Source organism: Ruegeria sp. CDSA021 (assembly GCF_059612325.1).
This window is the reverse complement of record NZ_JBXWQJ010000005.1, coordinates 147,899-169,681: the sequence shown is the minus strand read 5'-3', so window position 1 is coordinate 169,681 and position 21,783 is coordinate 147,899. Positions and strand designations below refer to the sequence as shown.

The 21,783-nt window shown below is 58.2% G+C and carries 22 protein-coding genes; 18 read left to right on the top strand and 4 right to left on the bottom strand.

Annotated elements, in window-relative coordinates:
• The first annotated feature begins 28 nt into the window (after window positions 1-28).
• The 4 genes from cobU to AC2FLD_RS08650 are packed head-to-tail and all read left to right on the top strand — an operon-like array spanning window position 29 to window position 3,627.
• On the top strand, window positions 29-550 hold the full coding sequence (cobU, locus tag AC2FLD_RS08665; protein ID WP_496668633.1) for a bifunctional adenosylcobinamide kinase/adenosylcobinamide-phosphate guanylyltransferase: 522 nt from the start codon (window positions 29-31) through the stop codon (window positions 548-550).
• Window positions 547-1,122, top strand: a complete 576-nt coding sequence (locus AC2FLD_RS08660; RefSeq protein ID WP_496668632.1) for a histidine phosphatase family protein — start codon at window positions 547-549, stop codon at window positions 1,120-1,122. The genes cobU and AC2FLD_RS08660 overlap by 4 nt, the downstream gene beginning before the upstream one ends.
• Window positions 1,123-1,180: 58 nt before the next feature.
• Window positions 1,181-2,065 carry a glutathione S-transferase gene (locus AC2FLD_RS08655; RefSeq protein WP_496668631.1) on the top strand — a complete coding sequence of 295 codons (885 nt, stop codon included), beginning with the start codon at window positions 1,181-1,183 and terminating at the stop codon, window positions 2,063-2,065.
• Window positions 2,066-2,112: 47 nt separating this feature from the next.
• Window positions 2,113-3,627 carry a YifB family Mg chelatase-like AAA ATPase gene (locus AC2FLD_RS08650; protein ID WP_496668630.1) on the top strand — a complete coding sequence of 505 codons (1,515 nt, stop codon included), beginning with the start codon at window positions 2,113-2,115 and terminating at the stop codon, window positions 3,625-3,627.
• Here the strand turns inward: AC2FLD_RS08650 and gshB are convergent.
• From gshB to rsmI, 3 genes are all read right to left on the bottom strand, one after another.
• Window positions 3,624-4,556 carry a glutathione synthase gene (gene gshB / locus AC2FLD_RS08645; RefSeq protein ID WP_496668629.1) on the bottom strand — a complete coding sequence of 311 codons (933 nt, stop codon included), beginning with the start codon at window positions 4,554-4,556 and terminating at the stop codon, window positions 3,624-3,626. The two genes, AC2FLD_RS08650 and gshB, sit on opposite strands and share 4 nt — an antisense overlap.
• A gap of 61 nt (window positions 4,557-4,617) precedes the next feature.
• Window positions 4,618-4,989, bottom strand: a complete 372-nt coding sequence (locus AC2FLD_RS08640) for a YraN family protein (protein WP_496668628.1) — start codon at window positions 4,987-4,989, stop codon at window positions 4,618-4,620.
• A 4-nt stretch (window positions 4,990-4,993) separates the two neighbouring features.
• The gene (gene rsmI, locus AC2FLD_RS08635) at window positions 4,994-5,848 is read right to left on the bottom strand and encodes a 16S rRNA (cytidine(1402)-2'-O)-methyltransferase (RefSeq protein WP_496668627.1); all 855 of its coding nucleotides are present in this window, start codon (window positions 5,846-5,848) and stop codon (window positions 4,994-4,996) included.
• A gap of 88 nt (window positions 5,849-5,936) precedes the next feature.
• On the opposite strand from rsmI, the gene AC2FLD_RS08630 reads away from it, so the two are divergent.
• Genes AC2FLD_RS08630 through murJ form a run of 3 tightly spaced genes read left to right on the top strand, consistent with a single transcriptional unit; the run spans window position 5,937 to window position 11,426 of the window.
• Window positions 5,937-7,109, top strand: coding sequence for a penicillin-binding protein activator (locus tag AC2FLD_RS08630; RefSeq protein WP_496668626.1), 1,173 nt, complete (start codon window positions 5,937-5,939; stop codon window positions 7,107-7,109).
• A complete protein-coding gene (locus AC2FLD_RS08625; RefSeq protein ID WP_496668625.1) occupies window positions 7,069-9,888 on the top strand; it encodes a [protein-PII] uridylyltransferase in 2,820 nt (939 codons plus the stop codon). The genes AC2FLD_RS08630 and AC2FLD_RS08625 overlap by 41 nt, the downstream gene beginning before the upstream one ends.
• Complete coding sequence (murJ, locus tag AC2FLD_RS08620; protein WP_496668624.1) at window positions 9,885-11,426, top strand: murein biosynthesis integral membrane protein MurJ; 1,542 nt, start codon at window positions 9,885-9,887, stop codon at window positions 11,424-11,426. The genes AC2FLD_RS08625 and murJ overlap by 4 nt, the downstream gene beginning before the upstream one ends.
• Here the strand turns inward: murJ and AC2FLD_RS08615 are convergent, their stop codons facing one another.
• Window positions 11,427-12,113, bottom strand: coding sequence for a rhomboid family intramembrane serine protease (locus AC2FLD_RS08615; RefSeq protein WP_050604097.1), 687 nt, complete (start codon window positions 12,111-12,113; stop codon window positions 11,427-11,429).
• 87 nt (window positions 12,114-12,200) lie between these two features.
• On the opposite strand from AC2FLD_RS08615, the gene trpS reads away from it, so the two are divergent.
• The 11 genes from trpS (at window position 12,201) to AC2FLD_RS08560 (ending at window position 21,747) form a co-directional block, all read left to right on the top strand.
• Window positions 12,201-13,229, top strand: a complete 1,029-nt coding sequence (trpS, locus tag AC2FLD_RS08610) for a tryptophan--tRNA ligase (protein ID WP_496668623.1) — start codon at window positions 12,201-12,203, stop codon at window positions 13,227-13,229.
• Between the two features lie 59 nt (window positions 13,230-13,288).
• Window positions 13,289-14,152 (top strand): branched-chain amino acid aminotransferase, encoded by an 864-nt coding sequence (locus AC2FLD_RS08605; RefSeq protein ID WP_496668622.1) that lies wholly within the window; start codon window positions 13,289-13,291, stop codon window positions 14,150-14,152.
• A gap of 77 nt (window positions 14,153-14,229) precedes the next feature.
• Window positions 14,230-14,685 (top strand): universal stress protein, encoded by a 456-nt coding sequence (locus tag AC2FLD_RS08600; protein ID WP_050604094.1) that lies wholly within the window; start codon window positions 14,230-14,232, stop codon window positions 14,683-14,685.
• A 9-nt stretch (window positions 14,686-14,694) separates the two neighbouring features.
• Complete coding sequence (locus AC2FLD_RS08595) at window positions 14,695-15,288, top strand: 2-hydroxychromene-2-carboxylate isomerase (protein ID WP_496668621.1); 594 nt, start codon at window positions 14,695-14,697, stop codon at window positions 15,286-15,288.
• Window positions 15,289-15,357: 69 nt separating this feature from the next.
• On the top strand, window positions 15,358-15,921 hold the full coding sequence (locus AC2FLD_RS08590) for a NifU family protein (protein WP_050604092.1): 564 nt from the start codon (window positions 15,358-15,360) through the stop codon (window positions 15,919-15,921).
• Entirely contained in the window at window positions 15,911-16,501 is a 591-nt protein-coding gene (gene tsaB / locus AC2FLD_RS08585) for a tRNA (adenosine(37)-N6)-threonylcarbamoyltransferase complex dimerization subunit type 1 TsaB (RefSeq protein ID WP_496668620.1), read from the top strand. Before AC2FLD_RS08590 ends, tsaB begins: the two co-directional genes overlap by 11 nt.
• Window positions 16,498-16,911: a GNAT family N-acetyltransferase gene (locus AC2FLD_RS08580; RefSeq protein WP_496668619.1), complete on the top strand. Its 414-nt coding sequence runs from the start codon at window positions 16,498-16,500 to the stop codon at window positions 16,909-16,911. Before tsaB ends, AC2FLD_RS08580 begins: the two co-directional genes overlap by 4 nt.
• Before the next feature lie 157 nt (window positions 16,912-17,068).
• Window positions 17,069-18,067 carry a BMP family lipoprotein gene (locus AC2FLD_RS08575; protein WP_050604090.1) on the top strand — a complete coding sequence of 333 codons (999 nt, stop codon included), beginning with the start codon at window positions 17,069-17,071 and terminating at the stop codon, window positions 18,065-18,067.
• Between the two features lie 86 nt (window positions 18,068-18,153).
• Window positions 18,154-19,683 carry an ABC transporter ATP-binding protein gene (locus AC2FLD_RS08570; protein WP_496668618.1) on the top strand — a complete coding sequence of 510 codons (1,530 nt, stop codon included), beginning with the start codon at window positions 18,154-18,156 and terminating at the stop codon, window positions 19,681-19,683.
• 1 nt (window position 19,684) lies between these two features.
• Complete coding sequence (locus AC2FLD_RS08565) at window positions 19,685-20,779, top strand: ABC transporter permease (protein WP_050604088.1); 1,095 nt, start codon at window positions 19,685-19,687, stop codon at window positions 20,777-20,779.
• Window positions 20,779-21,747, top strand: coding sequence for an ABC transporter permease (locus tag AC2FLD_RS08560; protein WP_050604087.1), 969 nt, complete (start codon window positions 20,779-20,781; stop codon window positions 21,745-21,747). Before AC2FLD_RS08565 ends, AC2FLD_RS08560 begins: the two co-directional genes overlap by 1 nt.
• Window positions 21,748-21,783 lie beyond the last annotated feature (36 nt).

Genomic DNA, 21,783 nt, shown 5'->3' with positions numbered 1-21,783 from the left:
CTATGTGGATCATCAATAGGTAAGAACTGTGTCGCCGGATTTAACCTTGGTTCTGGGTGGAGCCGCCTCAGGAAAGTCGGCTTTTGCCGAAGAACGGGTTGTTTCCGCTGGGAAAAGCCGCGTTTACCTTGCGACATCACAAGTGTTTGATGACGAGATGCGCCAAAAGGTTGATCGCCATCTCGTGCAACGGGGCGACGGCTGGACCACGGTTGAAGAACCTCTTGATCTGGGTCCGGTTCTGGCCCGCTTGTCGCAAAATCAGATTTGCCTGATCGACTGTGCCACCATGTGGCTGAGCAATCATCTGCTGGCGGACTCCGATCTGGATAGGGCACAGACCGACCTGCTGGACGCCCTGAGCGCTTGCCCGGCCCAGGTTGTGATCGTCTCGAACGAAGTGGGTCATGGGATCGTCCCGGACAACGCGCTCGCCCGCCAATTCCGCGAGGCGCAAGGGCGGCTGAACATCGCGTTGGCGGCGCAGGCGGATCTGGTGGTACAGGTGACAGCCGGGTTGCCTTTGGTTCTGAAAGGGCAATTGCCATGACGCGTCTTCACCTCGTCCGGCACGGCCCAACCCATGCAAAAACCATGGTTGGCTGGTCCGATCTGCCCGCTGACCTGAGCGACAAAGAGGCCCTGAAGTGTCTGCACGACCATCTGCCGCCCGACGCACTTGTGATCTCTTCTGACCTGTCCCGCGCCATCGACACAGCATCAGCCATTCAGGGCCAGCGCCAACGCCTGCCTCATGATCCAGACCTTCGTGAAATTCATTTCGGCAACTGGGAACTGCGGGGTTTTGCAGAAATCGAAGCAGAAGACCCGGAACTGGCCTTTGCCTATTGGGACAATCCCGGCGACGTCCGTCCGCCACAAGGCGAAAGCTGGAACGACGTTCGTGCCCGGGTCGACGCGGCCATCGACGCGCTTGTTTCAACTCATACAGCCCGAGATCTGGTGATCGTCGCACATTTCGGTGTGATCCTTACCCAGGTACAACGCGCCCTCGATCTGGATGGGCAACAGACCTTTTCACACCGGATCGATAATCTGTCAGTTACAGATATAACTTTGGGCAGCAATTGGTCGGTCGGCAAGATCAATCACCTTCCGTGAACAGGCCCCGCACAAATCACTGTTTTACCAAGCCGCAAACCTGCGGCATCGTTTCAGCATGACTTATGACTTGTATATCGGCGACCGCCTCTTTTCCAGTTGGTCCCTGCGCGGCTGGTTGATGCTTGAGAAATTCAACCTGCCCTATCGCAGCCACATGATCGGCCTTTACTCAGGCAGCATGAAACAAGACATGGAACCGCTTGCCCCGGCCCGTCTGGTTCCCGCCTTGCGCCTGCCCGAGGGGACGGTCGTAGGCGAAAGCCTGGCCATGGCCGAAACGCTGGCAGAGCGTCACCCGGAAGCAGGGCTGTGGCCTGCAGATCCTGCAGCACGAGCAACCGCGCGCTGGCTCTGCGCTGAAATGGTCGCCGGTTTCAGCGCCCTGCGTGGCCAATGCCCGATGCAGTTACAGCATGTGTGGCAAGGATTTGCCCCGTCATCCCAGACTTTAGCCGATCTTGAACGGATTGAGACGCTCTGGGCGCACGCGAGACGCATCTCTGGCGCGGAAGAAGGTCCGTTGTTTGGCGCATACACTCTGGCAGACGCGTTCTACACTCCTGTTTCCGCACGGATCATCGGCTATGGGCTGCCAGTGTCCGAAGCAAACCGAGTCTATTGTTTGGACTTGCTGTCAGACCCAACCGTCAGACAATGGCGTGCAATGGGTCTGACCATTCGATATGAGCCGTTTCCCTATCCGCAGAACCTGCCATCCATGCCCTGGCCGGTCGGAGGGGTCTCAAATGCCATGGCGGTTTCAGGCGGCCCCTCTCTCAACAAGATTTGCCCGTATTCCGGCAAACCGGTCGCCGACTTTCTGGAATTGGACGGCCAGTGCTGGGGATTCTGCAATCCGTTCTGTCGCGACAAAACAGTAGCTGACCCCGGCGCGTGGCCCAAATTCACTGCCTTGCGCGCATCCGTTAACGACTCTTAAACCACAACCATGACATCAACGTCCTGTTAACCAAGAACAGGACTGCCATGGTCGCCCGCGCCCACACTGTCGCTTTCCAAGGGGTCGATGCCCGCCCGGTTGAAGTGCAATGCGCCGTGTCTCCCGGCCTGCCCGCATTTTCCATCGTGGGCCTGCCGGACAAGGCCGTGTCCGAAGCCCGCGACCGGGTGCGCAGCGCGCTGACCGCGATGGCAATCGCCTTGCCCTCAAAGCGGATAACCATCAACCTGTCCCCCGCTGACCTACCCAAAGAAGGCAGCCATTTCGACCTGCCCATCGCGGTCGCGTTGTTATCAGCGCTCGAGATCATTCCTGCCGATGCCGCGGAAAGCACCGTAGCGTTGGGAGAGCTTTCACTCGACGGCTCGCTGGTTCCGGTGGTCGGCGCTCTGCCCGCGGCGATGACGGCGGCGGCCGATGATCGCATATTGCTATGCCCCAAAGCTTCCAGCGCCGAAGCGGCCTGGGTTGACGCGACCCAGGTGATCGGCGCGGGATCTCTGGGCGATGTTGTCCGCCATTTCTCGGGCCAATCACCCCTGCCTGCCGCTCAGCCCGGCGAGGTGAATCTGACGCGCAGCGCAAAAGATCTGCGCGATGTAAAAGGGCAGGAACGTGCCAAACGCGCCCTGGAAATTGCCGCAGCAGGACGTCACCACCTGATCATGATCGGCACGCCGGGATCAGGCAAATCCATGCTGGCGGCGCGACTGCCAGGTATCCTGCCGCCCTTAACCGCAGTCGAAGCATTAGAAACCTCGATGATCCAGTCGTTGTGCGGTTTGCTGGACGAAGGCGGCATCAATCGCACGCGCCCGTTTCGCGAGCCTCACCATACGGCCTCGATGGCCGCAATTGTCGGAGGCGGCAAAGGGGCGAAACCTGGGGAGATTTCACTGGCTCATAACGGGGTGCTGTTCATGGATGAGTTTCCTGAGTTTCCACGCACTGTTCTGGAAACCCTGCGCCAGCCCATCGAAACCGGTGAAGTCATGGTGGCGCGTGCAAATGCCCATGTGAAATATCCCTGCCGCTTTATGCTGGTGGCTGCGGCCAACCCCTGCAAATGCGGCTATCTGACGGACCCCTCTCGGGCCTGCTCGCGCGCACCGGGCTGTGGCGAGGACTATCTGAACCGCATCTCAGGGCCATTGATGGACAGGTTCGACCTAAGGATCGAAGTGCCGCCGGTGGCGTTCACCGATCTTGACTTACCGCCATCCGGCGACAGCTCTGCCACGGTCGCCGAACGGGTCGATAATGCCCGCGCCATTCAGGCAAACCGATTTCGAGAAACCCCACATCTGCGCCAAAACGCGGATGCAGAAGGTAAGGTTCTGGAGGAGATCGCAACACCCGATGCGGAAGGCAAAGAGCTGTTGCTAAAAGCGGCGGATCGGTTTGGCCTGTCCGCCCGCGCGTTCCACCGGATCCTGAGGGTGGCGCGCACCATCGCTGATCTGGACGGTTCCGCAAACATCCACAGACCGCATGTGGCCGAGGCGCTGAGCTTTCGCATCAGCGCCCGTGTCATGGCTTAGATCTTGGCTTCGATGGCCTGCCAGATTTTTTCGGCAATGTTGACACCATCGAAGCGTTCAAGTTCCTGAATGCCAGTGGGCGAGGTCACGTTGATCTCGGTCAGATAGTCGCCAATGACGTCGATCCCGACAAAGATCTGACCTTTTTCTTTCAGCAGGGGTCCGATAGCGGCGCAAATCTCAAGATCACGCTCGGACAAGCCGATCTTTTCCGGACGCCCGCCCACATGCATGTTGGACCGCGTTTCCCCCGCCGCAGGAACCCGGTTGATCGCACCAACCGGCTCACCATCGACAAGGATCACCCGCTTGTCGCCATTGCTGACATCCGGCAGGAACTTCTGCACAATCAGGGGTTCACGCGAGAACCCCGTAAACAGTTCGTGCAGGGACGTCAGATTGCGATCCTTGGCATCCAGCCGGAACACCCCTGCGCCGCCATTGCCATAGAGCGGCTTGAGGATGATATCCCCATGTTCTTCCTTAAACGCTTTGATCGTCTGCAGGTCGCGCGCAATCGTTGTCGGCGGAGTTAGGTCAGGGAAATCCAGGACCAGCAGCTTTTCCGGATAGTTGCGCACCCAAAAAGGGTCGTTGACCACCAGCGTCTGACCGTTGATGCGATCCAGCAAATGCGTCGACGTGATGTAGTGCATGTCAAACGGAGGGTCCTGACGCAGCCAAACCACATCAAAATCGGCCAAATCAACCTCGCGTTCCGGCCCCAGCACAGCCGGATCACCCGCGATCCGCTGCACGGTCATGTCATGGCCACGCGCCGTGATGCGACCTTCTTGATAGGCCAACTGATCCGGCCCGTAGAAAAACAAAGAATGCCCGCGCGCCTGCGCCTCTTCCGCCAGACGGAATGAGCTGTCGGCGTTGACGTCCACGGCCCCGATCGGGTCCATTTGAAAGGCGATTTTCATGACGTGTCCCTCAGTTTCACGCCAGATACATGGCCCAGCAGGTCCCTGGGTTCAATGGGGCTTAGGCGTGACCGAAGGCGTTTTCGATGATTTGAACAGCGCCTGAACCATCTACAAGCGCTGCATCAAAGCGCACATCGGTCAGTTGCCCGTTTGGTTCGTTCTCGAGAAACTGTGCGGCTGAGGTACAGATTCGGTCAATCTGTTTGCGGCTGATCCGGGCAGCCGCCTTGTCGAAACTGCTGCTTTTCTTGACCTCGATGAACACAAGCCCATCGCCGTTGCGCGCGATCAGATCGATTTCACCGCCCGCACCGCGCCAGCGGCGATGCAGAATGGTCAAGCCACGGCGCTCATAGTCCTCGGCGACCCGCAGCTCTGCCGCTTGCCCGGCATGATAGGAAACAGAGCCCTGATTTGTCCGCCGACCCATGTCATCATTTTCCCAGTTTCAGAGCTTTCTGGTAAATCGGTCGGCGCGGCAGGTCATACATTTTTGAAACAAGATCTGCCGCATCCCGAACCGAATGGTTTTCCAGCGCTCGCTTCAAAGCGTCTTCTACGTCAGATTCGTTAACGCTTTGCGAATGGCCGCGATCCACCAGCAGAACGATTTCACCCTTGACCGTCTTGTCTTGATACTCCTCGGCCAATTCGGCCAGGGTTCCACGGCGGATCTCTTCGAATTTCTTGGTCAGTTCGCGACACAGCGCCGCCTGGCGGTCTGCCCCCAGAACCAAGGCCAGATCCGACAAGCTGGATGACACACGTTTCGGAGATTCGTAGAACACCAACGTGCCCGGAATTTCCTTCAGCGCTTCAATCCGGGAGCGGCGTGCACCCGATGCATTTGGCAGAAACCCTGCAAAAAAGAACGCATCCGTCGGAAGACCCGCCAGAGTCAACGCTGTCACAGCGGCCGATGCGCCTGGGGCGCACGTTACCATATGCCCGGCTTCAGCCGCCTGCTTGCCCAGATCATAGCCCGGATCAGCAATAAGCGGCATTCCCGCCTCGGAGGCATAGGCAACTGATTGCCCCTGCGCCAGCGCCTCCATGATTTTGCCACGCGCGCCTGCGCCGCTGTGGTCATGATAGGCTTGAATTCGACGCCCCTCTAGCGGGACGCCGTGGATCTCCATCAACCGGCGCAGGCTTCGGGTGTCCTCTGCCGCGATCACATCGGCTGAGGCCAGAACGTCCAATGCCCTGAGCGTAATGTCGCGCGCAGTTCCAATCGGAGTGGCAACAAAATACAGGCCCGCAGCCAATCTGATCTTTTGGAAATTCAAAGCTGGACCCTCACAGCGTGACGTTTATTATCGCGGCTCGACAGAACAGAAGCATTCATCGCCGCCGGACCAGGGAGTTTTCATTTAGATGTTTACCGTTTGCAAGCCCGTTAGCAAGCTGGCGAAAGTCGCCGCTGCCCTGACAACCGCCGCATTTCTGGCCGCTTGTGAGCCGGGCGGCTTTGGGGGTGGACCTTCGATCAATACCTCTGCTCCGGTTCCGGTGGCGTTGCTGGTTCCCAGCGGGTCTGGCCAGTCAGGTGATGCTGCATTGGCGCAAAGCCTGGAAAATGCAGCGCGTCTGGCGATGTCTGATCTGCCCAATGTGACCATTGACCTGCGTGTTTACGACACAGCCGGAAACCCGAATACGGCGACAGCTGTCGCCCAGCAAGCTGTCGCGGATGGTGCCAAGATCATTATCGGCCCGGTATACGCTCAGGCCGCAAATGCTGCCGGATTGGCGGTGTTGAGTAACAACGTCAATGTTCTTTCGTTTTCGAACAACACCAGCATCGCTGGCGGCAACGTCTTTGTCCTGGGTCCGACCTTTGACAATACGGCCAACAGGCTGGTGAGCTTTGCGGGCAGGCAGGGCAAAGCCAACACCGTGATCGTGCACAGCAACGACGCCGCCGGTCAGCAGGGCCAAGCTGCCATCGCCAACGCGCTCGCAAGCAGCCCGGTCAACAACGCCGGAACTGTGGGATACGACCGCTCGCAGCAGGGCGTTATAAACTCGGTGCCCTCAATCAAAGCCACAGTTGATTCGACCGGAGCCGATTCGGTTTTCCTGACGGCCACAACGGCGGGCGCACTGCCATTATTCTCGCAATTGTTGCCCGAGGCCGGAGTGTCTCAGGCAACGACGCAATTCATCGGCCTGACGCGCTGGGATATTCCCCCTCAGACGTTGGAACTGCCGGGTGTCCAGGGCGGATGGTTTGCCCTGCCCGATCCGTCGAAGGCACAAGCCTATCGCCAACGCTATAATGCGACATATGGCGAAGCGCCCCATCCGATCAGCGGGCTGGCCTATGACGGTATTGCGGCCATCGGCGCTCTGGTCAGCCAGGGTAAATCCGATGCTCTGACAGCTGCGGCCCTGACACAGAACGCCGGTTTCCAAGGCGTTGGCGGCATCTTCCGCCTGCGTCCGAACGGCACCAATGAACGCGGTCTGGCGGTCGCCACGATCCAGAACAAACAGGTAGTTGTGATTGACCCTGCCCCACAAAGCTTCTCTGGCGCCGGCTTCTGATCAGCCGGGTGCCAGCCCCGCATCCGAAAGCCTGTTCATCTGCCCCGCCAAGGACATCTTCGACAGTGCCATCGTCAATGACGCCCTGGCACTGGCGTTTGAGTCATGTCCGGACAACAGCAAAATGCGTGCCGAAACAGTGCGGGTCCTGCGCGATGCACAAAAGGCCGGGCGCGCAGCTATTGCCGAAGCCTTTGGCAAACAGCCTTTCGAGGCCCGCGCGCTGACGCGGTCTTACACCTATTTGGCGGATCAACTTGTTGGAACGGCAATGCAAGTATCCAGCACACGCCTGCACCCGTTGGCGACGCCTACCCAAGGCGAAAAGATCGCGGTTCTAGCGGTTGGCGGATACGGGCGCGGAGAAATGGCGCCATCGTCGGATGTCGATCTGCTATTCCTAACCCCCTACAAAATCACCGCCTGGGCTGAAAGCGTCATCGAATCGATGCTCTACATTTTGTGGGACCTGAGGCTGAAAGTCGGGCATTCTTCGCGCACGATCAAAGACTGCCTGCGGCTGGGCGCAGAGGATTTCACGATCCGCACAGCCATGTTGGAACAACGCTACCTTGCAGGCGACAAGGCGCTGGCGGATGAGTTGGATCAACGCCTGAAAAATGAGTTGTTCAAAGGAACCGAACGCGAATTTATTGAAGCGAAGCTGAAGGAACGGGACGAGCGGCACCTTAAACAAGGTGAACGTTACATGGTCGAGCCCAATGTGAAAGAGGGCAAGGGCGGCCTGCGCGACCTTCAATCCCTCTATTGGATCGCAAAATACATATACGGCGTTCAGGATGTGGCCGAATTGGTTCCTTTAGGTTTGTTCACACCCGAAGAGTTCGAGACTTTTGTTCAGGCCGAAGAGTTCCTTTGGGCCGTCCGGTCTCATCTGCATCTGGTGACGGGCCGCGCCACCGAGCAGCTGACTTTTGACATGCAGGTCGAGGTTGCAGCGCGCATGGGCTATGAAGACCGCGCCGGGCGACGTGCGGTCGAGGTGTTCATGCAGCGCTATTTCCGCGAGGCCACCCGTGTGGGCGAACTGACGCGGATTTTCCTGACCAAGCTCGAAGCGTTGCACATGAAAGGCGCTCCTTTGCTCGAGCGGATTTTCCGAAGAGGCCCAAGGGTCAAGGCAGGATATAAGGTGGTGCATGGTCGGCTGGATGTGGCCGACCCTCAGACGTTCCTGTTGGACAAGGTAAACCTTCTGCGACTGTTCGAAGAAGGGCTGCGCACCGGAATGTTAATCCATCCCGACGCGATGCGGCTTGTCAGCGCCAACCTGCATCTGATCGACGATGAAATGCGCAACGACAAAGAAGCCAAGCGCATTTTTCTGGATCTGATGCTGAAACACGGCAACCCGGAACGTGCGTTACGTAGAATGAACGAACTGGGTGTCCTCTCGGCCTTCCTGCCCGAGTTCGAGCACATCGTAGCAATGATGCAGTTCAACATGTATCACAGCTATACAGTGGACGAGCATACCATCCAGTGTATCGTCAATCTGGCCCAGATCGAACGCGGAGAACTGGTGGAATCCCTGCCGCTTGCCTCTTCGATCCTTGAACGCGGTGTCAACCGAAAGGTGCTTTACGTCGCGCTGCTGCTGCACGACATAGCCAAAGGCCGCCCCGAGGATCACTCGATTCTGGGCGCGCAGGTTGCGCGCAAGGTGGCCCCGCGATTGGGGCTGAGCAAATCAGAATCAGAAACGGTTGAATGGCTCGTGCGGTATCACCTGCTGATGTCGGACATGGCGCAAAAGCGCGACATCTCGGATCCGCGCACCGTTCGCGATTTTGCCAAGGCTGTTCAAACGGTCAAACGGCTGGACCTGTTGACCGTTCTCACGGTCTGCGACATTCGCGGTGTAGGCCCCAACACCTGGAACAATTGGAAAGCCACGTTGCTGCGCGCCTTGCACGCAGAAACCAAGCGGGCGCTGGAAACCGGGATGGAAGACCTCAACCGCGCCAATCGCGGGGCTGAGGCAAAGAAAGCCTTGCGTACGGAGTTGACGGGATGGTCCAAAACGGATCTCAAAGCTGAAACGGTGCGTCACTATGATCCTTATTGGCAAGGTCTCAATCTGGCGACGCATGTCGAGTTTGCCGAGATGCTGCGCGCACTGGAACAAAGCGGCGATCCGGGCGCAATGGAGATCAGGCTTGAACCTGACGAGGATCGTGACGCGACGCGCGCTTGCTTTGCAATGGGCGACCATCCCGGGATTTTTGCCCGCATCGCCGGGGCCCTGGCCCTTGTCGGCGCGAACGTTGTGGATGCCCGCAGCTACACCACTAAAGACGGCTATGTCACGGATGCGTTCTGGATTCAGGATGCCGACGGGCGTCCCTTCGAAGCTGCGCGCCTGCCCCGCCTGACGCAGATGATCCACAAGACGTTGCGTGGGGAAGTGGTTGCCAAGGAAGCCTTGAAATCACGCGACAAGATCAAGAAGCGCGAACGCGCCTTCAACGTGCCGACCCACATCATCTTTGATAATGAAGGGTCCGAAATCTACACGATCATCGAGGTCGACACGCGCGACCGACCCGGTCTGCTATATGACCTGACCCGAACACTGGCGGCTGCGAATGTCTACATCGCCAATGCCGTGATCGCGACCTATGGCGAACAGGTGGTGGACGCCTTTTACGTCAAGGATATGTTCGGATTGAAATACCACTCGGAAAGCAAGCAGCGCGGGCTTGAGGCGAAACTGCGCACGGCGATCACCGAAGGCGCCGAGCGTGCGGCCTCATGAAGCAAATCCGGTTGATTTCGGGCTTTTTCACGGTTGGCTTCTGGACACTGGCCAGCCGCATTCTGGGATTCCTGCGTGAAATTCTGCTGACCGCGCTTATCGGCCCCGGGCCGATTATGGATGCGTTTGTTGCAGCATTCCGCCTGCCGAACATGTTCCGCCGCTTTTTTGCCGAAGGTGCCTTTAACGCGGCCTTTGTGCCCATGTTCTCAAAGCGGTTGGAAGCGGACGAAAATCCGCAGGGCTTTGCGCAGGATGCGTTCAACCTGTTGGCGCTTGCTGTTCTAGCACTGGTCGGGCTGGCGCTGGTTTTCATGCCCGGATTAGTATGGCTGACGGCAGAAGGGTTCTACGGAGATGAGCGGTTCGATCTGGCGGTGGATTATGGGTATGTTGTCTTCCCTTACATCCTGTTCATGTCTCTGGCCGCCCTCTTTTCCGGTGTTCTGAACGCAACCGGTCGGTTCGCGGCAGCGGCAGCCGCGCCGGTTTTGCTGAACATTTTTGCCTGCACCGCCCTGATTGCCGGAGCCCTGTCCGGCGGCGAAGTGATCCGATGGCTGATCTCGGTCATCCCGGTTGCCGGTATCGCACAGTTGGCGCTGGTCTGGGTGGCGACCGAGCGCGCCGGCATTCGCATCCGACCCGGCCTGCCCCATCTAACGCCCGAGATGCGCCGGATGGTCCGGATCGCAGTCCCCGCCGCTCTGGCCATGGGGGTCACACAGGTCAATCTGGTGGTCGGACAGTTGGTTGCGTCGAAAACCGAAAAAGCCGTGAGCTGGCTGTTTGCCGCAGATCGGCTGTATCAACTGCCGCTGGGTGTGGTCGGGATCGCCATTGGCATTGTTTTATTGCCCGATCTCTCGCGCCGCCTGCGTGCTGAGGACAAGGATGGTGCCCGCAACGCATTTTCCCGCGCTGGGGAATTCATGCTGCTGCTGACCCTGCCTTCGACCGTGGCGTTTCTGGTCATCCCCAACCCACTGGTCTCGGTCCTTTTCCAACGGGGGCAGTTCAGCGCCGAAGATACCACGGCCACAGCGTTAGCCGTTGCGATTTATGGCGTTGGGCTACCTGCCTTCACGCTGCAAAAACTGCTGCAACCCCTGTATTTCGCGCGCGAGAATACGCGCGCTCCGTTTCACTACGCCATCGTAGCAATGATCGTGAATGCGGCTTTGGCTTTTGGCCTCTTCCCTGTAGTGGGCTGGATCGCACCAGCTATTGCCGCATCTACAGCGGGTTGGGCCATGGTCGTGCTGTTGGCCTTGGGAGCGCGAAGCATGGGGGAAGAAGCGCGGTTCGATGACCGGTTCAAACAGCGCGCAGGCCGGATCGTGCTGGCCTCGATCGGCATGGGCGTGGTCTTGTACGCGGCGCTTCAGGCATTTGGGTGGACGCTGGGTGTTCCCGGTTGGCGATATCTGGCGCTTCTTGTCCTGATTTGCGTCGCGGCAGCTTCTTACTTCTGTCTTGGCCATCTCTTGGGCGCATTCAAACTGTCCGAGTTCAAACGCGCGCTGCGCCGATCCTGATCAGTCGCGACGAATGCGCCCGACGATGCGGTCCCAGGCACCGGGTGCGACAAGGAAAGATACGCCGAAACCGGTGGCAAACCCGCCCAGGTCGGCAACCCATTCCCAATTGCCTCCAAATATCAGACCAAACAGGAATTGAATGCCCATCAATACGGCAATGAGCTGAAAAGCCCGTGCCTGATTTGCGCCAACCAACGACAGTTTGCGCCACAACAACCACGTGAACGCCCCGATCAGCCCGTAAACCGGAGGAAACCCTCCGATCAGCGGATAGCGCGGGTCCAGAAGAACGGCATAGGCCAATGCGCCCCCGATCCCCGAGACGACAAAGATCAGCAGCATGGGGAAGCCGCCAAACACTTCACCGACCATCTTGCCCATAGCCAGAACGAAAACGCAGACAAACACAGCCTGCGTGAAATTGGCCGACACAAAAGGATAGGTCACAAACCGGATCACATGCTCAAACGGCCAGCGCCCGTTCAACACCATCCAGTCGAAAATATCTGCTGAGAACGCATAATGCTGTATCGCATCCAACCGCCAGCCCACCGCGTCAGGCCCTCCGACCAAACCGCGCGATCCCAAGGTGAAGGCAAGTTCAATACCGATGATGAACAGAACCAGCGCCACAACTGCAGGCGGCAAAGGGTTCACGGCGGGTGTATAATGCTCACTGCTCATTGGGCGGGGCCTTTCGCGGCTGTTGACGTCCCTGTGCCTCATGGGTAAGCGACGGGGGCTGATTTTTCCAGACGGGAGTTCCCTTCGATGACCGAGACCCAGTTCACGCCGCGCGTGTTTTCCGGCATCCAGCCTTCTGGTGGGCTGACCCTGGGCAACTATCTGGGCGCGATGAAGCGCTTTGTGGATATGCAGGGTACAGAGTTCGAAACTATCTATTGCATGGTCGATCTGCATGCGATCACCACATGGCAGGATCCCGCAGCGCTGTCCCACAATACACGTGAGTTGTGCGCAGGTTTCATCGCGGCGGGCATCGACCCCGAACAATCGATCCTGTTCAACCAAAGCCAAGTACCCGAACATGCGCAATTGGCGTGGGTTTTCAACTGTGTCGCCCGCATGGGCTGGATGCAGCGGATGACCCAGTGGAAGGACAAGGCAGGCAAGAACCAGCAGAACGCGTCTCTGGGACTTTTTGCCTATCCGTCCCTGATGGCAGCAGACATTCTGATCTATCACGCGACACACGTGCCGGTCGGTGAGGATCAGAAACAGCACCTTGAGTTGACGCGCGACATTGCGATCAAATTCAACAACGATTTTGGCGTCGATTTCTTCCCCGTGACCGAGCCAGTGATCGAAGGTGCGGCAACCCGCGTCATGAGCTTGCGGGACGGGTCAAAGAAGATGTCGAAATCCGACCCGTCAGACATGAGTCGCATCAACCTGACCGACGACGCAGACACGATTGCCAAGAAAATCCGCAAAGCCAAAACCGACCCCGATGCGTTGCCGTCGGATACCGAAGGGTTGCAGGACCGACCCGAGGCGCGCAATCTGGTCAATATCTACGCAGCCCTGAACGATCAGAGCGTCGAACAGGTTCTGTCAGAGGTAGGCGGCAAGCAGTTTGGTGACTTCAAACCGATGCTGGCCGATCTGGCAGTGGCGAAACTGGCTCCGATTTCGACCGAGATGTCTCGTTTGATGGCAGATCAGGCCGAGATTGACCGGATTTTGGCCCGTGGGGCCGAACGCGCGCGCGAGATCGCAGCCCCGGTCCTGCAAAAGACCTACGAAATCGTGGGTATGGTTGGATCAGCAACGCGCTGATTGGGCTGGACCTTCGCCTGACGCCCTCCTAGGGTTTGCCTGAATAAGAGGAGGGCGTCATGGCAACCGGCAAGAACATCCGGACCTATTTTGAGGGGCAATGGCATGAGGGCAACGCGCCCATCATGCGCGCAGCTGATCATGGTGCCTGGCTGGGGTCGTCCGTCTTTGACGGCGCACGTTATTTCGACGGCCTTGCGCCAGACTTGCACGCGCATTGCGCACGGGTGAACCGGTCCGCCGAAGCCTTGATGCTGACCCCGACCTTGACGACGGAACAGATGGTTGAACTGGTGCACGAAGGATTGCAGGCCTACAGCCCGGACACAGCCGTCTACATCCGCCCGATGTATTGGGGGATCGACGGGGACCAAACCGCGATCGTCCCCCAGGAAAACAGCACCGGTTTTGCCATTTGTCTGGAAGAGATACCGATGGCGCCGGAAACCGCCTCGGTCACACTGACAACGACACGATTCCGCCGTCCTGTGCTGGAAAGTTCGGTCGTAAATGCCAAGGCCGGTTGCCTATACCCCAACAACGCACGCATGCTGCAAGAGGCGCGATCAAAAGGGTTCTCGAACGCTCTGGTCGCTGATGCGATGGGAAATGTAGCCGAGACCGCAACAGCCAACATCTTCATGGTCAGGGACGGCGAAGTGTTTACGCCTGCTCCGAACGGCACTTTCCTGGCGGGGATCACGCGGGCGCGGCATATCAAGAATCTGCGCGAGGATAGTGTGACGATTCACGAGACGGTTCTGAGCTTTGAGGATTTTCACGAGGCCGACGAAGTGTTCATGTCCGGCAACATGAACAAGGTCACGCCTGTCACCGCTCTGGACGATACGCAATTTCAGGTTGGCCCTATTGCCCGCCGTGCCCGCACACTTTATTGGGACTGGGCTGCAAGCGAACGCTAGCCTGTCGCTTTGGACGTGTCCGAGTTGCCAGCGCGCAACCTCTGGGGCATGATCCCTGAAACTTGAAGAGGACACCCATGCGTAAGTTTCTAGTTATTCTGGATGACAGCCGCGAATGTCTGAATGCGATGCGGTTTGCCGCGATGCGCGCCGCACACACAGGCGGCGGAGTGACGATCCTGTCGGTGATCCCGCCAGATGAGTTCAACCACTGGATTGGTGTGGCTGAAACCATGCGTGAAGAAGCACGCGAGCGTATCCATGCCCATTTCGAGGTTTTTGCAAAATGGATGCGCGACAAACAAAACATCGAACCTGAGCTGGCCATTCGCGAAGGTGATCCGGTGTCGCAAATCATAGAACATGTGCAGTCAGACCCCGAGATCGGCGTGCTTGTGCTTGGGGCGGGTACCGACAAGAAGGGCCCCGGCCCACTGGTGACTCAGTTAACGAAGAACTCGGGCAGCCTGCCAATCCCGATCACGATCGTGCCCGGCGATCTGAGCAAGGAAAAACTGGAAGAGATTACCTGAGGACCGAGGATGGCGAAAACGATACAGTTCTGGTTCGAATTCGCCTCGACCTATTCCTATCTCAGTGCGATGCGGATCGAAGATGTCGCGCAGGAAAAGGGTGTTTCCGTCGAATGGCATCCTTTCTTGCTTGGGCCGGTTTTTGCGGATCAGGGATGGCGCAACTCACCGTTCAACATCTATCCAGCCAAAGGCCGTTACATGTGGCGTGACATGGAACGCCTTTGCGCGGCGCGGGGGCTGCCCTTTGTGCGACCCGACCCATTTCCGCAAAACTCCCTGACAGCGGCGCGCCTGACACTGGCCATCGAACAGCACTCCGAAAGAGCCGCATTTGTGCGGGCTGTCTATCGGGCAGAGTTTGGGCAAGGCCAGGATATCTCAGAAAAGGATGTGTTGAAGAGGTGCCTGGAAACGGCGGGTCTGCCGCTTAACATACTGAACCGCACACAAGACGCGGACATCAAGGCGGCCCTGTTTGCGCAGTCGGCGCGCGCCAAAGAGCTTGATCTGTTCGGAGCACCCAGTTTTTTGGCCGGAGATGAATTGTATTGGGGTGATGATCGGCTGGACGCAGCCCTGGATCACGCGGCCACAATTTAGAATAGTTCCAAATCTTGACTTCCCGCGCCCCTGCGCGCATATCAAAGGCACATCAGACGGAGCTGCCTCATGTTCATCCAGACCGAATCCACACCAAACCCGGCCACGTTGAAATTCCTGCCCGGCCAAACGGTGCTTGAGGCTGGAACCGCCGATTTTCCTACGGCAGAAGCGGGCGAGAAGTCCCCGTTGGCCAATCGAATCTTTGCCGTCAATGGCGTCACCGGTGTGTTCTTTGGCAATGATTTTGTCACTGTAACCAAATCCGATGACGTTCAATGGGATCACATCAAACCGGCCATTCTGGGCGCGGTGATGGAGCATTATCAATCCGGTCAACCAGTCATGGGCGCAGATGCCGTCGCGGCCTCGGGCCATGCCGAACACACCGGAGAAGATGCTGATATCGTCAACCAGATCAAAGACTTGCTGGACAGTCGAGTACGCCCTGCAGTGGCACAAGATGGCGGTGACATCACGTTCCACGGGTTTGATCGGGGCGTCGTGTACCTGCACATGCAGGGGGCCTGCGCAGGCTGCCCGTCTTCGACGCTGACCCTGAAGATGGGTATCGAAAACCTGCTGCGCCACTACATCCCAGAAGTGACCGAGGTTCGCCCTGTTGCCGTCTGACCCGACGATTCTGGCATTTGATACATCGGCCGCGCATTGCGCGGCCGCTTTGCTGCGTGGCGGCGAAATCGTTGAATCTCGGGCCGAAGCGATGTCACGCGGGCAAGCCGAGCGCCTTGTACCGCTGCTCGAAGATGTGCTTGCCCAGGCCGATTGCCTATGGGCGGACTTGGATGCAATCGGTGTGGGCATCGGCCCAGGAAATTTCACAGGCATTCGAATCTCGGTCTCTGCCGCACGCGGGCTTGCGTTGGGTCTCGGCGTTCCGGCCGTGGGCGTTTCAGGGTTCGATGCTTTGACGGAACAAATCGATGCGGACCAGCTTCCCTGTATTCCTGCCCCGCGTGATCAGGTTTATGTACAGGTCCCTGGCTCCGATCCACGTCTGATGCAAAGGGTTGAAGCCGAGTCGCTCGGGCCTTTGTTTTCCTGCACCGATCCAGAAAAACAGGTCCGCGCCATTGCCCGGCTGACCGCCGAACGGTGGCGCGATGTCAGCGCACCACCAGCACCCCTGTATGTCAGACCCGCAGACGCCGCCCCGTCGCGCGATGTGCCACCGGTCCTGTTGGACGAATGACCCCGCACGAGATGGCATCGACTCATGCCGCAGCCTTCACGCAATCGCGCCCGTGGTCTGCCAGCGAATTCGCCAGCCTGCTTGAGAACCCGTTCACCCATTGTTTTGGGGATTCAAACTGCTTCGCCCTGGTCCAGGTGATCGCGGATGAGGCCGAACTGCTGACGATTGCGACTCACCCCTCAAAGCAACGGCAAGGTCTGGCGCTTAACATCATGCGCCATTGGCATGAACAAGCCGTCGCTATGAAGGCGAGTCGGGCATTTCTGGACGTCGCGGCAGACAATATGGCGGCCATCACGCTGTACCAACGCTGTGAATATCATCAATGCGGCCTGCGAAAAGACTACTATGCGCGGGAATTCGGCCCGAAAATCGACGCACTCGTAATGGAACGCAGCTTGCCGTAACGGAAATCAGTGATTTTTTAGACCATTTGGTCAGAAATCAATTGACCCCGACGGTTGCAAACCCTCTTAATACCCGCCATCACAACAGTTATGCTCGCTAAAAGTGGGTAAACGGGACTAATCTAAACCCGTGCCAACATAAAACTGGGAGACTGAAATGACCCTGATGAAATCCTTGATGGGTGCTGCCGCTGCGGTCGCGCTGACCGCAGGTGCCGCACTGGCCGAACCGGCGCTGATCTTTGATCTGGGCGGCAAGTTCGACAAATCGTTCAACGAAGCCGCGCATAACGGTGCACAACGTTGGGCGAACGAAACGGGCGGGAAGTACCGCGAGATTGAACTGCAATCGGAAGCCCAGCGCGAGCAGGCCCTCCGCCGTTTTGCCGAAGCAGGCGCGAACCCGATCATCACCATGGGATTTGCCATGGCAGACCCTCTCAGCACGGTCGCACCGGACTATCCCGACACCAAATTTGTTGTTGTTGATGTGACCTGGCTGGACGCGCCGAACCTGCGTCAGGTCGGCTTTGCCGAACATGAGGGCTCGTATCTTGTTGGAATGATGGCGGCCATGGCGTCTGAATCCGGCACGGTTGGTTTCATCGGAGGCATGGACGTACCGCTTATCCGTCACTTTGGGTGCGGTTATGCACAGGGTGCCAAGGCCGTTAACCCGGATGTTAACGTGATTGCCAACATGACCGGAACGACCCCAGCTGCATGGAACGATCCTGTAAAAGGGTCCGAGCTTACCAAAGCACAGATCAGCCAAGGCGCTGACGTGATTTATGCCGCGGCAGGCGGAACTGGCGTTGGCGTTCTGCAGACCGCAGCTGACGAAGGCATCCTGTCGATCGGCGTAGACAGCAACCAGAATCACCTGCATCCCGGCAAAGTGCTGACTTCAATGCTGAAACGTGTGGACGTAGCCGTGTATGAAGCGATGAAAGCGGGTGACGGCGTCGAAACCGGTGTCTTCGTAATGGGTCTGGCCGACGACGGTGTTGGCGTCGCCATGGACGAAAACAACAAAGAGCTTGTTTCGGTTCGCATGAGCGATGCTGTGGACGAAGCCCGCAAGGGTATCATCAACGGTGATATCAACGTTGTAAGCTACTACGAGAACGACAGCTGCCCGGCACTGCAGTTCTAAGACACACGCGGGGCGGGGGTTTCCTCCGCCTCGCCTCCACTCTGCCGCGCCGTCTGCGCGGCCCCTTCGGCAATTGAGGACAAGACATGACCGTCCCCGCCATTGAGCTCAAAGGGATTTCCAAAGCCTTTGGGCCGGTTCAGGCCAACAAAGACATTTCCATCAGCGTCGCCCCCGGGACGATCCATGGGATCATCGGTGAAAACGGTGCAGGTAAATCTACGTTGATGAGCATCCTCTTCGGCTTCTACAAAGCCGACAAAGGTGAAATCTGGATTAACGGCACCAAGACCGATATCCCCGATAGCCAGGCAGCGATCGCCTCGGGCATCGGGATGGTGTTCCAGCACTTCAAGCTGGTGGAGAATTTTACCGTTCTGGAAAACATCGTTCTGGGTGCCGAAGATGGCGGGCTGCTGGCGCCGTCTTTGTCCAAAGCCCGTAAAGAGCTCAAAGAGCTTGAGGAAGAATACGAGCTGTTCGTTGATCCTGACAAGCGTATCGATGAGATTGGCGTGGGGATGCAGCAGCGGGTCGAGATCCTGAAAGCGCTGTATCGCAAGGCAGAGATTCTGATTCTGGACGAACCCACTGGCGTGCTGACACCGGCTGAAGCCGATCAGTTGTTCCGGATTCTCGATCGTCTGCGGGCCGAGGGGAAAACGATCATCGTGATCACGCACAAGCTGCGCGAGATCATGGAAAACACTGACACCGTTTCGGTCATGCGGCGGGGGCAGATGACAGCGACTGTCAAAACGTCCGAGACCAGCCCCGAAGAGCTGGCCGAGCTGATGGTAGGCCGCAAGGTTCTGTTGCAGGTCGACAAGGTGCCCGCAAAACCCGGCAAACCCATCCTTGAAATTGAAAAACTGAGCGTTTTCGATGCGGCGGGTGTGGAACGGGTCAAAGGTATCGACCTGACAGTGCGTGCCGGTGAAATCGTTGGCATTGCTGGTGTCGCCGGGAACGGTCAGTCAGAGTTGCTTGAGGTTCTGGGCGGTATGCGCCCGGGTCAGGGCACGATCAAACTGAACGGCCAGACTCTGGCGCTGAGTGGCACAGGATCGGACGGGCAGGCCCGCCGTGCCCAGCATATCGCGCATGTGCCGGAAGATCGGCAGCGCGAGGGCCTGATTATGGATTTCCACGCTTGGGAGAATGTGGCCTTCGGCTATCACCGCGACCCGGCCTACCAACGTGGCATCTTCATGGACAATGCTGCCCTGCGCGCCGATACCGAAGCCAAAATCGAGAAATTCGACGTCCGTCCGCCCGACGCATGGCTGGCCGCCAAGAGCTTTTCGGGCGGCAACCAACAGAAGATCGTCGTCGCGCGCGAGATTGAGCGGAACCCGGACCTTCTGCTGGTCGGACAACCGACCCGCGGCGTGGACATCGGTGCAATTGAGTTCATTCACAAGCAAATCGTCGCGCTGCGCGATCAGGGCAAAGCGATCCTGCTTGTCTCGGTCGAACTGGAAGAGATCTTCTCGCTATCCGACCGGATTGCGGTGATGTTCGACGGTCACATCATGGGCGAACGCCTGCCTCACGAAACAGATGAAAAAGAACTGGGCCTGTTGATGGCCGGTGTTGCGGGGGAGGCCGCGTAACATGGAAAAAATGCCTAAATGGGCCGATGTAATCCTGATCCCTCTGATCAGTTTGCTTCTGGCGGCCATTTTATCGGCGCTTGTGATTCTGGCCATCGGCGAGAACCCGATCGACGCTGTGAAGCTGATGGTGACCGGCGCGCTGGGGTCGACCTATGGTTGGGGCTATACGCTCTACTACGCGACCAATTTCATGTTCACGGGCCTTGCGGTCGCCGTCGCCTTTCACGCCCGGCTGTTCAACATCGGTGGCGAAGGTCAGGCCATGCTGGGCGGGCTGGGTGTCGCGATCATCTGTCTTTCGGTCCCATGGCCGCACTGGAGCATTGCTTTGCTCGCCGCCTGCGCCGCCTCGGCCTTATTTGGTGCGGCCTGGGCTGCAATCCCAGCCTATCTGCAAGCCAAGCGTGGCAGCCATATCGTGATCACCACGATCATGTTCAACTTCATCGCCGCCGCCTTCCTGAACTACATGCTGGTGAATATAATGAAACCGGCCGGCTCGCAGGACCCTGCAACGGCGCGCTTCCCCGAAGCCACGCACTTGCCGAGTTTTCAGTCGATGTTCTCGACCGCAGACAATGTTGTATTCCGGGGCGCTCCTGCAAACATCTCTTTCTTTGTGGCAGTTCTGGCTTGTTTTGTGGTTTGGGCCCTGATCTGGCGGACGCGGCTGGGCTATGAAATTCGGGCCTACGGACATTCTGAAACTGGCGCCGTTTATGCCGGCATTTCGCCTGTGCGGATCACGATCATTGCGATGCTGATTTCGGGTGGATTGGCAGGCATGATGGCCATCAACAACGTCATGGGCGAGGCTGAACGTCTGGTGCTGAACCCAACCGAAGGCGCTGGTTTTATCGGTATCGCCGTCGCGCTGATGGGCCGGTCGCACCCGTTTGGGGTTTTCCTTGCGGCACTGTTGTTTGGGTTTCTCTATCAGGGCGGCGCGGAACTGGCGCTTTGGACCCAAATCCCGCGTGAGCTGATCGTGGTCATTCAGGCTTTAGTCATTCTGTTCACCGGTGCACTGGACAACATGGTGCGGATGCCGCTTGAAAAACTGTTCCTTGGTATGCGGAAGAGGGCTGAGTGATGGAATTTTTCGTTACCCTCATCCAGGTTCTGGATTCGACGATCCGCCTGTCCACGCCCCTGCTTCTGGCGTGTCTGGCTGGTCTCTTTTCGGAACGCGCAGGTATCTTTGACATTGGCCTCGAAGGTAAAATGCTGATGGCGGCTTTCTTTTCGGCAGCCATCGCAGCCGTCACGGGATCTGTTTGGCTGGGATTGCTGGCCGGTATCGCGTCCTCGATGTTGCTGTCGGGCCTGCACGGGCTGGCGTCGATCACATTCCGAGGCAATCAGCTGATCTCGGGTGTGGCCATCAACTTTCTCGCCTCGGGGCTGACCGTTTTGATCGCCCAAAGCTGGTTCCAGCAAGGCGGTCGCACACCATCCCTTTTCGGCGGCGGGCGGTTTGAACCCATTAATTTCCCGTTTGCTGAATCGCTCAGTGGTGTACCCATTTTCGGCCCGATTTATTCCGAGTTGCTCTCGGGTCATTCGATCCTGGTCTATGTGGCGTTTCTGATGGTTCCAGCAACGTGGTGGGTTTTGTATCGCACCCGGTTCGGCCTGCGCCTGCGGGCCGTGGGGGAAAACCCCGCGGCAGTGGATACAGCAGGTGTATCCGTGGTTGGTCTGCGTTTTGCCGCAGTCGCCATCTGTGGCGTTTTGTGCGGCATCGCAGGCGCTTATCTGGCCACTGCCTTGCAAGCTGGGTTCGTCAAGGAAATGACCGCCGGTCGCGGGTTCATCGCGCTGGCCGCGCTGATCTTTGCCAAATGGCGCCCCTGGCACGCCATGTGGGCTTGCCTGCTGTTTGGCCTGTTGCAGGCCGTCGCACTGCGGTTCCAGAATATCGATCTGGGCGGGATCGTGATCCCGGTGCAGATGATGGACGCTTTGCCCTATATCCTGACGGTGGTGATTCTGGCTGGCTTCGTCGGTAAAGCCGTACCGCCACGTGCGGGTGGCGAGCCCTATGTAAAGGAACGCTGATAAGTCCAGTTCAGGGACAAATTTAAATCCTGTTCG

Bases quoted from the DNA above. Each gene is read 5' to 3' on its own strand.
- AC2FLD_RS08650 (WP_496668630.1), top strand. From the start codon at position 2,113: ATGGTCGCCCGCGCCCACACTGTCGCTTTCCAAGGGGTCGATGCCCGC.
- AC2FLD_RS08590 (WP_050604092.1), top strand. From the start codon at position 15,358: ATGTTCATCCAGACCGAATCCACACCAAACCCGGCCACGTTGAAATTC.
- AC2FLD_RS08580 (WP_496668619.1), top strand. From the start codon at position 16,498: ATGACCCCGCACGAGATGGCATCGACTCATGCCGCAGCCTTCACGCAA.
- AC2FLD_RS08600 (WP_050604094.1), top strand. From the start codon at position 14,230: ATGCGTAAGTTTCTAGTTATTCTGGATGACAGCCGCGAATGTCTGAAT.
- gshB (WP_496668629.1), bottom strand. From the start codon at position 4,556: ATGAAAATCGCCTTTCAAATGGACCCGATCGGGGCCGTGGACGTCAAC.
- AC2FLD_RS08605 (WP_496668622.1), top strand. From the start codon at position 13,289: ATGGCAACCGGCAAGAACATCCGGACCTATTTTGAGGGGCAATGGCAT.
- AC2FLD_RS08565 (WP_050604088.1), top strand. From the start codon at position 19,685: ATGGAAAAAATGCCTAAATGGGCCGATGTAATCCTGATCCCTCTGATC.
- AC2FLD_RS08595 (WP_496668621.1), top strand. From the start codon at position 14,695: ATGGCGAAAACGATACAGTTCTGGTTCGAATTCGCCTCGACCTATTCC.
- AC2FLD_RS08660 (WP_496668632.1), top strand. From the start codon at position 547: ATGACGCGTCTTCACCTCGTCCGGCACGGCCCAACCCATGCAAAAACC.
- AC2FLD_RS08640 (WP_496668628.1), bottom strand. From the start codon at position 4,989: ATGGGTCGGCGGACAAATCAGGGCTCTGTTTCCTATCATGCCGGGCAA.
- AC2FLD_RS08615 (WP_050604097.1), bottom strand. From the start codon at position 12,113: ATGAGCAGTGAGCATTATACACCCGCCGTGAACCCTTTGCCGCCTGCA.
- AC2FLD_RS08575 (WP_050604090.1), top strand. From the start codon at position 17,069: ATGACCCTGATGAAATCCTTGATGGGTGCTGCCGCTGCGGTCGCGCTG.
- AC2FLD_RS08655 (WP_496668631.1), top strand. From the start codon at position 1,181: ATGACTTATGACTTGTATATCGGCGACCGCCTCTTTTCCAGTTGGTCC.
- AC2FLD_RS08560 (WP_050604087.1), top strand. From the start codon at position 20,779: ATGGAATTTTTCGTTACCCTCATCCAGGTTCTGGATTCGACGATCCGC.
- AC2FLD_RS08630 (WP_496668626.1), top strand. From the start codon at position 5,937: ATGTTTACCGTTTGCAAGCCCGTTAGCAAGCTGGCGAAAGTCGCCGCT.
- trpS (WP_496668623.1), top strand. From the start codon at position 12,201: ATGACCGAGACCCAGTTCACGCCGCGCGTGTTTTCCGGCATCCAGCCT.
- murJ (WP_496668624.1), top strand. From the start codon at position 9,885: ATGAAGCAAATCCGGTTGATTTCGGGCTTTTTCACGGTTGGCTTCTGG.
- AC2FLD_RS08570 (WP_496668618.1), top strand. From the start codon at position 18,154: ATGACCGTCCCCGCCATTGAGCTCAAAGGGATTTCCAAAGCCTTTGGG.